16 protein-coding genes are annotated in these 15,840 nt (G+C 55.7%); 8 read left to right on the plus strand and 8 right to left on the minus strand.

The window, feature by feature from the left end; genetic code table 11:
* Nucleotides 1–30: 30 nt before the first annotated feature.
* Together PKO01S_RS18115 and PKO01S_RS18120 are read right to left on the minus strand one after the other, a co-directional pair.
* The gene (locus tag PKO01S_RS18115) at nt 31–651 is read right to left on the minus strand and encodes a M15 family metallopeptidase (RefSeq protein ID WP_246070626.1); all 621 of its coding nucleotides are present in this window, start codon (nt 649–651) and stop codon (nt 31–33) included.
* A gap of 222 nt (nt 652–873) precedes the next feature.
* The gene (locus PKO01S_RS18120) at nt 874–1,647 is read right to left on the minus strand and encodes a Cof-type HAD-IIB family hydrolase (protein WP_127532847.1); all 774 of its coding nucleotides are present in this window, start codon (nt 1,645–1,647) and stop codon (nt 874–876) included.
* A 159-nt stretch (nt 1,648–1,806) separates the two neighbouring features.
* Between PKO01S_RS18120 and PKO01S_RS18125 the strand changes: the two genes are divergently transcribed.
* Nucleotides 1,807–1,953, plus strand: a complete 147-nt coding sequence (locus PKO01S_RS18125) for a DUF4023 family protein (protein WP_127532848.1) — start codon at nt 1,807–1,809, stop codon at nt 1,951–1,953.
* Between the two features lie 665 nt (nt 1,954–2,618).
* Here PKO01S_RS18125 and PKO01S_RS29625 read toward each other — a convergent pair.
* A complete protein-coding gene (locus tag PKO01S_RS29625) occupies nt 2,619–2,750 on the minus strand; it encodes a hypothetical protein (RefSeq protein ID WP_281278937.1) in 132 nt (43 codons plus the stop codon).
* 122 nt (nt 2,751–2,872) lie between these two features.
* Between PKO01S_RS29625 and PKO01S_RS18130 the strand changes: the two genes are divergently transcribed.
* Both PKO01S_RS18130 and PKO01S_RS28865 read left to right on the plus strand, forming a co-directional pair.
* Nucleotides 2,873–3,067, plus strand: coding sequence for a hypothetical protein (locus PKO01S_RS18130; RefSeq protein ID WP_127532849.1), 195 nt, complete (start codon nt 2,873–2,875; stop codon nt 3,065–3,067).
* Between the two features lie 17 nt (nt 3,068–3,084).
* Nucleotides 3,085–3,327, plus strand: coding sequence for a hypothetical protein (locus tag PKO01S_RS28865; RefSeq protein ID WP_164779658.1), 243 nt, complete (start codon nt 3,085–3,087; stop codon nt 3,325–3,327).
* On the opposite strand, the gene PKO01S_RS18135 is transcribed toward PKO01S_RS28865, so the two are convergent.
* From PKO01S_RS18135 to PKO01S_RS18145, 3 genes are all read right to left on the minus strand, one after another.
* Entirely contained in the window at nt 3,308–3,511 is a 204-nt protein-coding gene (locus tag PKO01S_RS18135) for a hypothetical protein (RefSeq protein ID WP_127532850.1), read from the minus strand. The genes PKO01S_RS28865 and PKO01S_RS18135 overlap by 20 nt on opposite strands.
* Before the next feature lie 292 nt (nt 3,512–3,803).
* Complete coding sequence (locus tag PKO01S_RS18140; RefSeq protein ID WP_174818588.1) at nt 3,804–7,427, minus strand: X2-like carbohydrate binding domain-containing protein; 3,624 nt, start codon at nt 7,425–7,427, stop codon at nt 3,804–3,806.
* Between the two features lie 371 nt (nt 7,428–7,798).
* Complete coding sequence (locus PKO01S_RS18145; protein WP_127532851.1) at nt 7,799–9,007, minus strand: helix-turn-helix domain-containing protein; 1,209 nt, start codon at nt 9,005–9,007, stop codon at nt 7,799–7,801.
* Nucleotides 9,008–9,376: 369 nt separating this feature from the next.
* Between PKO01S_RS18145 and PKO01S_RS18150 the strand changes: the two genes are divergently transcribed.
* The 5 genes from PKO01S_RS18150 to PKO01S_RS18170 all read left to right on the plus strand — a co-directional run bounded on the left by PKO01S_RS18150 (nt 9,377) and on the right by PKO01S_RS18170 (nt 14,264).
* Nucleotides 9,377–11,101, plus strand: coding sequence for a fumarate reductase/succinate dehydrogenase flavoprotein subunit (locus PKO01S_RS18150; protein ID WP_127532852.1), 1,725 nt, complete (start codon nt 9,377–9,379; stop codon nt 11,099–11,101).
* Nucleotides 11,082–11,318 carry a 4Fe-4S dicluster domain-containing protein gene (locus PKO01S_RS18155; RefSeq protein ID WP_127532853.1) on the plus strand — a complete coding sequence of 79 codons (237 nt, stop codon included), beginning with the start codon at nt 11,082–11,084 and terminating at the stop codon, nt 11,316–11,318. Before PKO01S_RS18150 ends, PKO01S_RS18155 begins: the two co-directional genes overlap by 20 nt.
* A gap of 58 nt (nt 11,319–11,376) precedes the next feature.
* On the plus strand, nt 11,377–12,519 hold the full coding sequence (locus tag PKO01S_RS18160; protein WP_127532854.1) for an ABC transporter substrate-binding protein: 1,143 nt from the start codon (nt 11,377–11,379) through the stop codon (nt 12,517–12,519).
* Nucleotides 12,495–13,361 carry an ABC transporter permease gene (locus tag PKO01S_RS18165; protein WP_127532855.1) on the plus strand — a complete coding sequence of 289 codons (867 nt, stop codon included), beginning with the start codon at nt 12,495–12,497 and terminating at the stop codon, nt 13,359–13,361. The genes PKO01S_RS18160 and PKO01S_RS18165 overlap by 25 nt, the downstream gene beginning before the upstream one ends.
* A 63-nt stretch (nt 13,362–13,424) precedes the next feature.
* Nucleotides 13,425–14,264 carry an ABC transporter ATP-binding protein gene (locus tag PKO01S_RS18170; protein WP_127532856.1) on the plus strand — a complete coding sequence of 280 codons (840 nt, stop codon included), beginning with the start codon at nt 13,425–13,427 and terminating at the stop codon, nt 14,262–14,264.
* A 64-nt stretch (nt 14,265–14,328) separates the two neighbouring features.
* Here PKO01S_RS18170 and PKO01S_RS18175 read toward each other — a convergent pair whose 3' ends face one another.
* Nucleotides 14,329–15,225: a prohibitin family protein gene (locus PKO01S_RS18175; protein WP_164779659.1), complete on the minus strand. Its 897-nt coding sequence runs from the start codon at nt 15,223–15,225 to the stop codon at nt 14,329–14,331.
* A gap of 113 nt (nt 15,226–15,338) precedes the next feature.
* On the minus strand, nt 15,339–15,840 hold a 502-nt coding region (locus PKO01S_RS28870), incomplete at its 5' end, for an alpha/beta fold hydrolase (protein WP_164779660.1).

Below are 15,840 nucleotides of genomic sequence, written 5' to 3' on the forward strand. Positions count from 1 at the left end.
TCGCTCGCAGCCGGCCTCTTTCTTAGCGCATTAATCTTCCTTCAGCTTCACATTTGATAAGTCCACACCGTTCTGCAATGCGCCAATGCTGTAACCAAACGTCATTTGCAGATGCGGATAATCGGGGAACTGCTCCCAGTCGCCGCCCCATTCGAAGTGGAGCGATTTGGCGATGGAGACGACTTCCATCCAGTCGGATTTGCCGTTGCCGTTCATATCGGCTTCCATGTCCCAGCTGGCGGAGCCGTCTTGGGTCAGTAGGGCAAAATCGAGTGCAAGCCCAAAATTATGAAAGGATTGGCCGCCCTTCGCGTTGGTGACAACGGCGCCGCCGGCATCACGGCCTTTACGGTAGAGCGCATCCTGTTCGTCCGCGCTTCTAAAGCTGTCGGTGATAAGGATGCGAATGCCTTTCTCCTTCGTGAGCTCGACTAATCGGTCCGCTTGGGTTTTTACGATCGGGTGCAGCTTAGCTTCGGCGCTTTCCCGCTGCTTCGGCTTCGTGAAGTCGGTCAGCCGGCCGAGCACCGACGCGGCGATAAGTGCAATCAAGATAAGCATAGGTACAAGCCATATACGGCGCCGCCGCTTGCGGTATAAGGAACGCCGGGTGTATGACGCTCCGGGCAGCGAATTGGGATCTAATCGCAAAAGTTAAACTCCTTCATCCATGTTTTCAGTCGCGCAGATTATTATTATACCGATCTGAGGCTAAAAAAAGCTTAACCCAATGCTGAAGAAAAGTTAAGCTTTAGGCTGCCAGGAGATAACAAAAGGCTGAGCGACGGTTGGTGTATGCCGTAACCTGCTCAGCCTTTATGTTAATGGATTAAATTGTTAATGCTATTACTATGCTCTTAAGCACGTGAAACGTTACAGCAAACCGGCGTGCTGCAAGCCCCGGCGGATACCGCCTTCATCGACGTGGGCCGTCACGTAGTCGGCGTGCGGCAGAAGCTCTGGATGCGAGTTGCCCATCGCAATGCCGAGACCGACGGCGCCGAGCATCTCTTTATCATTCAGGCCGTCGCCGAATGCGGCAGCTTCTTCTGGAGCGATGTTCAGATGCTTCAGCATCGCTTCGATGCCAAGCGCCTTGGAACCGCCCTCAGACAGCACGTCCATTGCCGTCTTGTGCCAGCGGACGAGGCGCAAGCCTGGAAGCACATCGGCGTACAGTTCTTCTTCATGCGCTTCGCAGTGCAGGAATGCTTGATAAATGTTCGTTTTCTGCCAATATTCCGGGTCGTGGCCCGGAAGCTCGATTCGGAGCGAATTAACCGAATCCAGCATATGCGGATGCGAGTCCGTATCGGCGTAGTACGTTTCGCCGCCTTCGAATACGAGCGGATGGCCGTGCTTGCCGGCTTGCTCCACAAGGTTCTCCAGACGTTCGCGCGGAATCGGCCGCTCGAACAGGACGCGTCCTTGATGGACGACGTAAGCGCCGTTTAGACTTACATAAGAATCGATGCCGAGCAGCTCGCTGATCGGTTTGAAGAAATAAGGAGCGCGGCCCGTCGCAATGGCAATCTCGACGCCGCTGCTTTTCAGCTCACGAAGTGCGTTAATCGTGTCTTGCGGAATTTGTTTATCCTCGTTCACTAACGTTCCGTCAATATCGAAGAATACGATTTTATAGCTCATGCTGATTCTCCTATCCCTAGTATCTCTCTTTCGACTAGCTTTTATACGGCCTATCATACTATGGATGGCTTCCCGAGTCGAGCAGTTGGAGATATTAGGCACTGCATAAGAGGGCGGTTGTTCGGACAGTCTAACGACTGGATAAGGAGGCGATAATCGGTGACGAATACGAATTCCGGCGATACCGGACAGTTTGTGAACGAAGTGAAGGCGCAGCAGCACAGGCAGGAGAAGAACAAGCAGCGGTTCGGCAAAGGTACGCCATCCCAAGCCCTGCAGACGAAGCAGCATACGAATAATCCGTAGACTTGGAAGTCGCTTCTCTAGCTCAAACGTAACCGAATAGCGGAATAAGCGTCCTGCTAGGACGCTTATTCCTTTGTATGCTGCTGCCGCGGCGAATTTAAGAGACTCGTAACGTCGCTTATTTGCACATTTGGTGCCTGAAAGCGAGTTATTGGCGCATATAAGAGACCTTTGCAGGTACTTAATGGGTTCGAGCATAAGCGAAGGGTGAAATAAGAGTCCTAATAGGACTCTTATTTCTTGGTTTGCTGCTGCTACGGTGAATTTAAGAGACTTGTAACGTCGCTTATTTGCACATTTGGTGCCTGGGAGCACGCTGCTGGCGCATATAAGAGACCTTTGCAGTTACTTAATGGATTCGGGCATAAGCGAAGGGTTAAATAAGAGTCCTGTTAGGACGCTTATTTCTTCGTATGCTGCTGCTGCGGTGAATTTAAGAGACTCGTAACGTCGCTTATTTGCACATTTGGTGCCTGGAAGCATGCGGCTGGCGCATATAAGAGACCTTTGAAGGTACTTAATGGGTTCGAGCATAAGCGAAGGGTGAAATAAGCGTCCTAAGAGAGCGCTTATTTTTCGCATTCCACCAATGAGGCGGTTTAAGAGACTCTTCCATTCACCACCAAAAGCCTGGCAGTCACTTAAGCTGCCAGGCTTTCTTGAGTCTACTCTCCAGGCTCCCATTCCGGCGCATCAGCTGGAACTTCGCTCTCGAAGCCCGGAGGCAATGGCTCTTTGTCTTTGCCGGAGTCTGCGCTGACGCGATATTCCACGCCAGTCACATCATACAGGATCAAGAGGCATTACACTCCTTCCGTCACGATATCTCTGAGCTCTCTACGAGCCAATTATCCCTATCACAATATAATTCTGTTGAATAGTATGACTAGAAAGACAGCAGAATAGGAGGCGATCCCGGATGGATGCCGCGAATCCTTCGATTGTTCAGGAGTTGGAGCGGGTGTCGCTTGGAACGAATATGATGATCTGGTTTTCGAATTCGGGGTTTATTCTCGTTAAATTTCAAGGCTTGAAAGACAATACGGCATTGTTCGCAGTTGGACCAAGCATGCTGCGGGTGGCAGTATCCGAAATTAAAGCCATGTTGATTTAACGGGGAGGGAGAAATCTTTGTGCAAGAAAAAGAATAAGGCTTCGAACAAAAAAGCTGCTCGCGCGAAGCCGATGCTCGGTACGGTTCATCTTAGCGAGAGACAGTCGACCATACTGCTTAATTATATGAATCTCCATTCAATGTTCGCCCAGCGGTTCACCGCTGCGATGCGAGCAGGAGACGTCAATCAGATCAATAAATTATTAAGAATGATCGGAGTCAGGGTAAGGCCTATGCCTATTATACCGCGATTGCCGTAATGTTCTGGATCGGGATGCGGAATACGACTTCGCCTTGGAACAGAGCGATGGAATCGTCGATGATTCCTTGGAAATACAAGTAGTAGTAATCCCCCCCACTGCTGAACCAGACATAGACGGGCGAGCCCAGACCGAGTTGTTTGAGCTGGCTCAAGATTTCGTCGTACCCTGTAATTTTGACCATCAAGATCACTCCTTGATACTGAAGATGGTATAATCTATGAAATTGCTGGTGGAGTGTGACAGGTTTCCGGCCTAATTGCTAGATTACAGCTAATAATGGTTGATTGATCTTACTAGAGTCATAATGGAGAGATAGATGACCGTTCAGTGCAGATGATGCTGCGGGACGGTTTTTTTGCATTCGCAAAAAGATGAGACCGCGGCCAGCGGCCCGCAGTCCACAAAGCAAAACGGATGAGCTGAGATCGCCTGATCTCTTCGGCTCATCCGTTTATTTGTCTTATCGAATAGGCTTACGGTTCAACGCCCCATTGAAGCTGTCCGGACAGATAACCGGTCATCTTCGTCCAGTCCACATAAGAGGAGCCGGTCGGGCTGAACGAGTAGTCTCCGGTCTGCGTGTAGTTGGACCAGTCGGTGCGCGAGATGCGGATTTGAACTTCGGCCGAAGCGCCTGGCGCGAGCGAGCCTGCGCCGCTCGTGAAGCCGATCTCGAAGTACGTATCGGCGCCTGTCTTCGGTGTTGCCAATGTGACGAATGTGCCCGTTACATTCGCGCTGCCGACATGCGACCAGTCGCACCAGAACGCTTGCGTGTTGTTCGCATCGGCCGTGTAGTAGTAACGAAGCTTCACATTAGACAGGTTGAGCGCCGACGTTCCCGTATTCACGATCTTAACGCGAGGAGCGATCGTGTTGCTGGAGGCGGCAGTCGTACCGCTGAACATTTGGATCTTGAAGCTGCCGTTCACCGGCGGATTCGTCGTCGTTGTATCGGAGACGGATACGGCAAGAGATGCAGCAGCGCCTGCGCTGAAGTTGAACGTCAGCGTCGTCGTGCCGACCGCTTGAGCGGCAAGATAGCTTTTCTTAATCGTAACCGAAGTGCCGCTTACCGTGTAATCCGTGCCGGATACGAGCGTCACCGAGCCATTCTTAATGCTGGACAGCGTATTGCCGTTCAACGTCATCGTGACGGCGACGTCCGCTTGATTAGCCGTGTTCTTATCGAACGATGCGCTTGTCGGCGTAATCGTCGAATTCACCGGCGTCGTTACCGTCGTATCGACGACCGTGACGGATAGCACCGGATCCGTGCCCGCACTGAAGTCGAACGTCAGATTCGTCGTGCCGACCGATTGGGCGGCGAGATAACTTTTCTTAATCGTGACGTTGGAGCCGCTCACCGTATAATCCGTACCGGATACGAGGGAGGCCGATCCGTTCTTAATGGCGGACAGTGTGTTGCCATTGAGCGTCATCGTGACGGCGATGTCCGATTGGCTGGCAGTCTTCTTATCGAACGATGCGCTCGTCGGCGTAATCGTCGAATTGACCGGCGTCGTCACCGTCGTATCGGCAATCGAGACGGCGAGCACCGGATCGGTGCCTGCGCTGAAGTCGAACGTCAGATTCGTGGTGCCGACCGATTGGGCGGCGAGATAGCTTTTCTTAATCGTGACGGTCGTGCCGCTCACGGTATAATCCGTACCGGATACGAGGGAGGCCGAGCCGTTCTTAATAGCGGACAGCGTGTTGCCGTTAAGCGTCAACGCGACACTGATGTCGGCTTGGTTCGCTGTTTTCTTATCGAACGAGGCGCTAGCCGGCGTAATGGACGAGTTATTGACCGGCGGCGTCGTTCCGCTCGGATCCGCATATAGAATACCGCGTCCGTTCGTGCCTAAGTACACACGGCCGTAGATGCGAGGGTCTCCGGTAATGGCGCTGTTCGTCATGCCGTATTGATGCTGGTCGTCGTTAATGCGTACCCAGTTAGCGCCCGCATCATCCGAGCGGAAAATGCCGCGGACGTTATCGATCTTAGCGAACGTATAGAGGGCAGGGTACGTCTGGCCTGGCGCCGCTTTGCCGAAGCCGATGACGTCGGCTTCTTGCACGTTCGACAGCTTCGTAACCGAAGCGCCGCCGTTCGTCGAATGCCACAAGCCGTATACGGTCGTGTCGCTGCCGCCTGCGACCCAGAGGTCGCCTTCGATGCCGAATACCGTCTTCAGGTCGCCCGTGCTCGGCAGTCCCGTTGCTGCCGTCTGCGTGAACGAGGCGCCGCCGTTCGTGGAGATATACAATTTGCCGTCGGCTAATGCATAGAACTTGTTCTTATTGACGCGGTCGGATGCGACCTTGGCGCCAGCCGGAACGCCTGTGCTGGCCGTCCACGAGTTGCCGCCGACCGAATAATACACGCCGATGTCGGACGTGCTCCATACGACTTGGCTGCCGTCGGAAGCTACGGCGATGTCGCCGCCTCCCACCGTGCCTGAAGGCTGGCTCGGGTTGTACCAGTTGCCGCCGCCGTCGTACGAGAAGGCGATGGACGGAGTCGTCGTGTTGTCAGATTTGCCTACACGAGCGACAAAGTTCGGGTTCGATTCCGCGAAGTCGATGCTGACCGTCGTGTCCGGACCTTTGAATATTTTGGTCGGCGGGACCGTCAGATCATTGTGCCGGAAGCCGGATACGTCGCCGATGCCGCTGAGCAGCGGTGCGCCGGACGGCGGGCTGACGAGATCGAGGACGGCCATTTCCTCCAAATTTTTGGCCATGACGGTAATGTTTACTTTCTTCGAAGTGCCCCAGTCCAGCAGATTGTTCGTGCCGTAAATCGTCGCGCCAGTGCCGTACATCATCCGGTTCGGATTGAACGGGTCGATCTCCAGATCGCCGATCATCCAGCCGAGCTTCAGAGCAGGCTCAGGAGGCTGCGGATTCGAGGCGAAGTCAAGCCATGGGGCTGCCGAAATATCTTGCGTGTAGAGCAGGTTCCGCGTCGGATAGCCGTTCCATGACCAGATGCTCGTCCACGTCGCGCCGCCGTCGGTCGAACGGTAGATGTTCGCGTCCGGCCACCACGAGTTGAGCGTCGATACCATGATCGTGTTCGGATTCGTCCGGTCGACCGCGAGCCCGCCGTAACCGAAGTAGTCGTCTCCGCTCGTGCTCGGGATCGGGCTGATGTTCGTCCACACGCCCGTCGACGTATTGAATTTGTACACGTCGCCTTTGACGCCGTCATAAGGACCGCTGCTGTCGTTGTACGTAATGTACAGGTTGCCGTTCGATATTTCGCCGTGATGCGGAACGAATCCGGTCGGCTGTCCCGGTACGGCCGTCCAAGTCGCGCCGCCGTCCGTGCTGCGGTAGATGCTTTCATCCTTGTCGGCAACGCCTACATAGATGGTCTGCGTCGTATTGCCCGCCGTGCCCGCCGACTTGTCGAACGTAATCCAGGCGATGCCCATAATGTCCGCCGTGTAAGGGTTGGAAGGATTCTGCACATAATCGCCGACGTTCGGAAAGTTTGTTACTTTGCTCCACGTTACGCCGTAGTCCGTACTTTTCCAGAGACCGTTGCCGCTGCGTGCGCCGAAGTAAAGAGTGCTGTTCTTATTCGGGTCGATCGCGAGACGCTCGCCCATTGAACGGCCTGGCATATTGCCGCCGATGTAGAACGGAAGCTGTGTGCTCTGCCACGTGTTGCCCCGGTCCGTGGAGCGCATAATGTAGCCGTGGTTCGGATCCCAACCGTTCGTGTACATGCCTGCTGCGATGTAGAGGCGGTTCGGATCCACTGGGTCGGTCGCGAGCGCATCGACGCCATTCTTGCCCCAGTCGGTCCAACCGACGCTGTCGAGCAGTGGAATCCAGCTGTTGTCGGCCGGGTTCCAACGGTAGACGCCGCCGATATCGGTCCGCGCGTAGATCAAATCCTTTTCCTTCTCGTTAAAAATAATGCCGGGAACGAAGCCGCCGCCAGCTCCCGTATTGACATTCTTCCACGTATAAGCGGCGCTAGGTGCTGCGCTTGCGGCAGGGGCGACGATGGATAACGAGGTGCCGATCAGCACGGTCGTCAGCAGTGTGCCGCACCATTGGGTAAGCCTCTTCCGAATCACAATGATACCTCCAATCAAAATTAGAAAATAATGTCGAAAACGTTTTCGATTTACCAATGCCGAAAGCTTCTGATAACCCGAACACCGCTATTGTTATTAGCCGGCTCAATCAGGAATCGAGAAATCACCTCCCGAATCGTGAATGCGTTTACAGACTAGCACGGAGTTCGGTCTCCTGCTATGCACAAACGGTACATTGTTGCTTGCCATCTGGTGACATGATTCGAGAATTTGAGATTTAAATAGGCGAAGGGAGACAAAAGCCTGCATATTATGCAGGCTTCAGGCTATTCGGGGCATCAGGTTTAGCTGGCTGCGGCTGCGAGCTCCGCAAGATGGAGAGCACAGCTTCAACGGACATGCCTTCAAAGCTAATACTGCACCTGAGTCGACCATTCGCCGTCACGCAGCTCGGGACGAAAAGCGGGCAGCGCCAGCGACCGGGCGGCTGAATCCAAGTATTCGGGGGCGGCAACGATGGCGCCGGATCCGCCTTCGCCTCCGCCAAGGGATGGCAGGGCAGGCTGCAACGCGAACAACCGCTCGAGCGTCTCGATGTCTTTGGTATATAAAGCAGCGTCCCACCGGACGCGTGAAATAATGCCGGCCGTAACGGGCAGAGGGAAACCGGTCGCCGATGCAATCATGCGGGCGGCTGCGGCTGGCTCTTCGCGCATGAACCGGTGGGCGCGCAGATGAGCCTTGAGATAGGCGACCACGACCGCTTCATTCCGGCATGCCCATTTGCCGTTGGTCACGACACCCGTCAAATAATCGTCGCCGATCCCGCCTTCGAACAGAACATTCCCCGTTCCGAAATAGCGGGTGAGGCTCGGATAGGGTTCCCACATGGCACTGGCCTGAACGCTGCGTCCGAGAAGGCCATCCCAGCTTTCCTTCATCGTTCGATGCTCGATTCTTGCCGCGCCGGAAACCGTTGACCCAAGCAGCCGATTCAACCGAAAGTCAGCGCTGGAGTGAGGCACGGTAGTGATAGTGGCGGAGCAGAGATCGTCCATGCCGCGAATGCGCGAATTGTCGGAGACGGCAATCGAAATGCCGCGGCCGCTCTCGGACTTGCCGTCAAAGGCTAGGAGCACGGCATCGAAGTCGGGCAAAATCCGGCTCAGCCACTGTCCCATGACGATGGGGTAGTCGCCGAGAGAGGCGATGTGCACGCGTCCGGCAATCATTTGTTCCACAAGGCTTAATCCGCTCGCAGCATCCTGCCATTCCACGCGGACGGGGCGGCCTGGAAGTTGGCCGGACAGCTCGTACTCCAATAGCCGCAGCTCTCTCATTATGATAGGGCTCCACATATGAGCGGTTGTACTTTGGTAGCCGACCGTGACGGTTGAGGCCGTCTCCGCCGGCAAGGGGAGCGGGATGGCCGGGTCGCGCACGACCGCATGCTCTTGAACCCAAGCCTGCACTTGAAGCGGGTCCAGCATCACTTCCTTGCCGATTTTGATAAACGGAAGCCGTTTCGTTCTTCGCCAGCGGTCGATTGTGGAACGGCTGATTCCGAACAGATCCATGGCTTGTTGAAGTGTAATAAGACGAAGCGAGTTGTCTGTCATCCGGATCACCCCACTTAAAACTTACTATTATCATAGGAATTGAATGATTTTAGTTTACTGGAACCGGAAATGATCGGCAAACTTTTTTTACTCCAGCAAGGTTGTTTTGTAAAAATATGGACTTCATGGTCATTCGCCGTCACTGATGCTCGTTGTTGTGCAGTGCGTAGACGCTTCAATCGGCGCGTGATACATTCAGTGCAATCAAATACAACCACTCTTGTCGGAATAATCGACCGGAAAGCCGGAGATGACCGTTCCTTTGCTGTTGGCGAAGAATGGGCATCTCCTGTTCGTGCTGCCCGGAGAGCATCCGGCGAGGCGGGTTGAGCGCGACATATTCGAGTGAATCGAAAGGAAGGTTCAGATATGGAGACGAGAACGTACACAGCCGACGTCGTCATTGTAGGCGGGGGAACGGCAGGAACGATGGCGGCGATCAAGGCGAAGCAGGCCGATCCGTCGCTCAGCGTACTGGTGCTTGATAAAGCGGATATTCGGCGAAGCGGCGCTATCAGCATGGGGATGGACGGGTTGAATAATGCGGTCATCCCGGGCAAAGCGTCGCCGGAGGAATATACGTGGGAGATAACCGAGTCCAACGATGGGATACTCGATCAGCAGGCGGTTTTTCGCCAAGCCAGTGAATGCCACGCCATCGTGAACGAGCTGGATTCATGGGGCGTCGATTTCGAGAAGGATGCGAACGGGGATTATGAGGTGTACCGCGTCCACAGGAAGGGGCGGTACGTGCTGCCAATGCCGAAGGCAAGCGATCTGAAGCTCATTCTGGCGAAGCAAGTGAAGCGAATGCGCTGTAAAGTCGTCAACCGCGTCATGGCGACGCGGCTGCTCACCGAAGGCAACCGTGTGGCGGGCGTCATCGGGCTCGATGTAAAGAATGGCGATATGATCGTCGTCCACGCCAAAGCCGTCATTCTGACGGCGGGGGCCGCTGGCAGAATGGGTCTTACCGATTCCGGCTATTTGTACAGCACCTATGAGAACCCAACCAATTCGGGCGAAGGCTTCGCGATGGCGTACCATGCGGGCGTCGAACTGACGGGTATCGAGTGCTATCAGATCAATCCGACCATGAAAGATTATAACGGCCCCGCATGCGCCTATGTCGCTGGCCCGTTCGGCGGGTATACGGCTAACAGCAAGGGCGAGCGGGTGACGGGCTGCGACTATTGGAGCGGCGAGCTCATTATGAACATGTGGAAGATGGCGAACAAAGGGGAATGGCCTCTCTACTTGAAGCTAACGCATCTTGATGATGAATCGATCTCCAAGATCGAAGCGATTCTCCATCATAACGAACGCCCGAGCCGCGACCGGTTCCATGCTGGCCGGGGCAAGGACTACCGGACCGACATGGTCGAGTTGCACTTCTCGGAGGTCGGCTTGTGCAGCGGCCATAGCGCGGCAGGCGTGCTGGTCGATCATGAGGCGCAGACGTCGATGGAGGGGCTGTATGCGGCAGGCGATATGGCGAGCGTTCCGCATCAATATTTGCTCGGCGCCCTGACCTTCGGGAAGATCGCGGGAACGAACGCAGCGGCATATGCGGCGGGCGTATCGATGCCCGAGGCTGATCCAAGCCAGATTGAAGCGGAACGGGAGCGGATCTACAAGCCGCTGGACAATCCGAACGGCGTGCCTCACCAGCAGGTAGAGACGAAGATTCGCCGCATTGTAACGCAGTATTTGATGCCGCCGAAAACGGTCGTCAAGATGGAGCTGGCGCTGGAGAAGATCGAGCATTTCCGCAATGTCGACCTGAAGCTGCTCGGCGCGCGCGATCCTCATGAGCTCGGGCGGGCGATGGAAGTGCACAGTATCGTCGACTGCGCAGAGATGATGGCCAAGGCGTCGTTGTTCCGCAAGGAGAGCAGATGGGGCTTCTACCACTACTTCCTTGATTATCCGGAGCGGGACGATGCCAACTGGCTGAAGCGCGTTGTGCTGCGGCGCGGCGGTGACGGAGAGATGCAGCTGTATACGCGGGAGCTCCCGCCGTACATCATCACGCGTAATCCTGCGGATATCGAGAAGGAGGAGGAGGCGAACCATGTCCAATCTATCGTCTAAATTGATCACGCAGCACGTTGAGGCGAGCGTTATTATCGACCGCGATAAATGCATCGGCTGCGATATTTGCGTACAGGTGTGCCCGATGGGCATTCTGGCGCTGGATCAGGACGGCAAGGCCTATATGAAATACGATGAATGCTGGTACTGCACGCCGTGTCAGACCGATTGCCCGGTCGATGCGGTGACGGTCAACATTCCGTATTTGGTTCGATAGTCCGTTAGCCGCCGCTCAAGGCAGAGAAATGAGTGAGGGATGGAGGGTTGGAGGAACGATGCTGAATACAAAACGAATGAGGCCGCCAGCGCTTGCTGCAGCAGCCAAATGGATTACATTAATAGCAATGGCGGTTGTGCTCTTGCAGGGGTGCGCGGACAAGAAGGGCGAGAGCGCCGGCGGAGGGAATGCGGCCTCTTCGAAGGGCAAGAAAGCAACGGTGACTGTAGGCTACCAGTCGCCGACGGCGCAAACGTGGGGCGCATTGATTATCAAGAACAAGAAGCTGTTCGAGAAGCATTTGAAGGAGCTTGCTCCGAACGATGACGTGAAGGTGGAGTGGTTCGACGCGCCGGCGGGCTCCGTGTTGAACAACAATATGCTCGGCGGCAAAATCCAGCTCTCATTCCTCGGCGACATGCCCTCTATGTTGAACGGGGTGCTTGGAATCACGCAGCCCAATTACGATTCCGTCTTCTTGGCCTTCGACGGCAAGGGGGCGACGGGACGCAATCAGGCGATTCTCGTTCCGAGCGACAGCAAGATTACGAAGATCGAAGATTTGAAAGGAGCGACGGTATCGACGCCGATCGGTTCGAGCTCGCACCGGATGCTGCTCGAGACGCTTCGCCAGCACGGCATGGTCGATGACGTCAAGATCGTCGACCAGTCGGTCACGGTGGGCATGCAGAGCATCGAACAGAGCAAGATCGTTGCCCATTCGACCTGGGAGCCGTACCCGAGCCTCATTGAATCCAAGGGGTTCGGCAAGGTGTTGTCGCCCGGCGAGGCGACGAAGATCGACTATCTCGCAGGCGTCGTCGCCAACCTCGACTGGGCGAAGGAGAACCGTGCGTACGCCATAGCGTTCCTGCGCGCACTGGACGAAGCGCATGATTTCGCGCGGACGCATCCGGAGGAGACGGCGACAATCTTCGCTGAGGAGAGCAAGTTTCCGCTGGAGGTATGCCGCAAGATGGTGGAAAATATCCGGTTCGACGCCGCGATTTATGACAAGGACCTAGATACGCTCGATGGCAGCATCCTATTTCTTACAAGCATCGGGAAGCTGAAGGAGAAGCTCGATCTTGGGCAATTCGTGGATGACAGCTATTTGCGCGAGGCGATGCAATCGGCAGGCAGGACGTATTTAACGGATGAAGAGAGGCGGGGCGAATGGATGCCGAACAACGTATATTGAGCGGCAAGGAAGCAGCTCGGGGCGGAATCGGAGCAGGGATCGGGCGGGAAAGGGAACAGGTACGGAGTGCCGGCGGAGCATGGCGTTCTGCGGCTGGCGTCGCGTTCGTGCGAATCGTGTCCCTGCTCGCTTGTCTGTTCCTGTGGCACATTCTTGTCATTCTGAACGTCAATTGGCCGTTGCAGTTCGGCAATCTGCCGCATCCGGCTGCGATTCTATCCGCTTGGTTCACGAACCTTCAAACAGCGTCGTACTACAACGATATTCTGGTTAGCTCTTATCGCGTCTTCTCCGGCATCGCTCTCGGCTTTATCGCTGCCGTTCCGCTTGGCATGTGGATCGGGCTGACGCGGGTCGGGCGCAATACGCTGTTTCCGAATCTGGAACTGCTGCGGCCCATACCGCTTATCGCGTATTTGCCGGTAGCGATGCTGCTGTTCCGGACCATTGAGGGCAGTATCGTATTCATTACGTTCATCGGGGCATTCTTCCCGATTCTGATCAGCAGCAGGGACGCCGCCACACGGGTGTCCCCTTCGCTTATCCAAGCGGCCCGAGTGCTGGGCTGCGGCCCGTTGCGCGCGATCTGGCGCGTTTATTTGCCGGCGGCCGCGCCGGAAATATTCACGGGGGTGTCTGTCGGCATTGGCGCTTCGTGGATGGGGGTCATAACAGGCGAGATGATGTCGGGCCAGACCGGCATCGGCTACGCAACTTGGCAAGCGTACCATCTGCTGGACTATCCCCAATCGATCATCGGCATGTTCACGATCGGAGCGCTCGGCTTCGGATCGTCCGCGTTGATCCGTCTCGCGGAACGCGCTCTTCTGCGTTGGCGATAACGGGCGGCGGTATAGCGTCGTTAAGGGGCAAAATGATTCATCCTATTAAGGAGGCGAGCTGGTTTGCATATTGAGGTGCGGGAAGCGGCTAAGACCTATTATTCCGGCGGCAAGAAGTGGATCGATGCGCTGTCCGGCATCGATTTGTCGATAAGAGACCGAGAATTCGTCTGTCTGCTTGGACCTTCCGGCTGCGGCAAAAGCACGCTGCTTCGGTTAATCGGGGGGATCGAGGCGGCGAGCAGCGGCACCGTCCTGTGTGATGGGAAGCCGGTGGTTGGGCCGTCGCCGCAGAGGGGGTTTATTTTTCAAGACTATGCGTTATTCCCATGGCTGACGGTTCGGCAGAACATTCGCTTCGGGCTGCAAATGCGCAAGGAGACGAAGAACAAGAGTCGGGCGATCGCCGAGCAGTACATGCAGCTGTTCGGGCTGGAAGAGGCGGCCAGCTTGTATCCTAAGCAACTGTCGGGCGGGATGCGCCAGCGGGTGGCGATTGCCAGGGCGTTATGCTTGCAGCCTAGACTGCTGTTAATGGACGAACCGTTCGCAGCGCTCGATGCGATGCTCCGGCACAATCTGCAGGAGGAGATGGTCCGCGTCTGGCAGCGGGAGAAGGTGACGGTCGTATTCGTCACTCACGACGTTGAGGAGGCGATCTTCCTCGCCGACCGTATCGTCGTGATGACGCCGCGGCCCGGAACGATCAGGGCGGTCGTACCGGTGGAACTACCGCGCCCGCGCAGCCGAACAGACAGTCGGTTCGTCGAGCTTAGAGCCGGCATATTGCGGCTGCTATATGAGGAGTCCAGAGGTGACAAGCATCCTATGCATCTATCGGAATCAATGAATGCAGATGCTTGGGCCAATAACCAGAGCGACAAGATGACAATTCCGATATGAGGTATGATGCACACAGTAAAAGAACGCTAAAAACGGGGGAATCCGCTTTTAGCGTTTTATGTTTTTAAGGCTGAGTCTGCTCGGTCGGCTGCTGCACCGGAGCCGTCTGCGCCGGTTGGTTGATGAACGACTGGACGTCGAGGAACGGTGTTGCGCCGCCGGTTACGGCAGGCAATCGGCCGTCCCATTTCTCCAGCGCCTTCTCTTGTACCTCGATCTGCTTCAACTGCACGAGCTCTGGTGTAACTTCCTGCTTCTTCAGCTTGAGCGATTCGGCCTCGGCTTCTGCTTGCGCGACCTTCTGCTTCGCCTCGATCTGAACTCGCTTCAGGTCGTTCTCCGCTTTCAATGCCTGCTGTTGAGCGACTTGCTTCGCTTCGATCGACTGGTTGAACGCGTCGCTGAACTTGAAATTAACGATGTTGATTTCTTTCACAAGCAGATCGTATTTCGCAAGCCGCTGCGTCAGCAGGGAGCTGATCTCGCTGGCAACGACATCGCGCTTCGCGATCAGATCCTCGGCTGGATAGCGCGCGGTTACTTCTTTCACGATTTCCTGGACGGCAGGATTAATAATGATGCCGTCATAGCTGGAGCCGACGTTATTCATCAGATTGTACGCCGAAGCTTTATTGACGGAATAGTTGACCGCGACATGGGTCGAGACGGGCTGCAAGTCTTTGGACGATGCCGTGGAGTCCGTCTCGGCCTTCGAGACCTGCGTGTTCACTTGAATGACGGATTGAAAGAACGGGATTTTGAGATGGATGCCGGGCTCCAGCACGCTGTCGTTCAGCTTGCCGAACGTTTTGTACAGTCCGACGTGCCCGTATTGGACCGTGGCGAAGCTGTTGAAGCCGATTAATAGCAGAAGAAGAATACCGGCTATGCTGAATGTGATTTTCCATGGAGCCGCGGCGCGGCGCCTTGCATTCGGATTCATGTCAGGATGAATATTCATTGGGTTGCCTCCTCGGGTGAAGATGATAATAGGTTACACTTGGAAATACGTGGGTTCCGGGAGGTGGGTTGCGTCAAAACCGATTAAGTTCCGTTAAAGATTGAAGACGGACGTCAGGTTACGGGCGTGCCATTCAGGAAGTTAAGCAGCCGACGGTTGAACAGCTCCAGCTCGTCGTAGAAAATACCGTGGCCGCTTCGCTCGAACCGGTACAGGGCCGAACCGGCAATGCCCCGGTGCATCGCTTCCGCCAGCGGGAACGGACATATTTTATCGAGCGCGCCGTGAAAAATGCCTGTCGGCACTCTGACGCGTCCGAGGTCGCCGCGCAGATCCTCATCGCGCAAGGAGACGAGCGTCGCGGCGGTTGAATGGAGGGAGGGCGTCAATGACATGGTTTGAAACCAGGACCGGAACGGCGCGCTTACTTGGCTAGCGAAGAAGTTTTCGGCGAATGCAGCAATCGTCTGCGGGCGGTCGCGGTATAAGTTGGCCAGAATTTGATCCACCTCGGCTCTCGTCTTGCCGAACGGGAATCCTTCGCGCTGGGTGAAGGACGGCGCCGCGGCAGCAAGCAAGCCGAGCCGCTCGAGACCGTGTCCGCCATACCGGCTT

Source organism: Paenibacillus kobensis NBRC 15729 (genome assembly GCF_004000825.1).
Classification (GTDB): domain Bacteria; phylum Bacillota; class Bacilli; order Paenibacillales; family Paenibacillaceae; genus Paenibacillus_T; species Paenibacillus_T kobensis.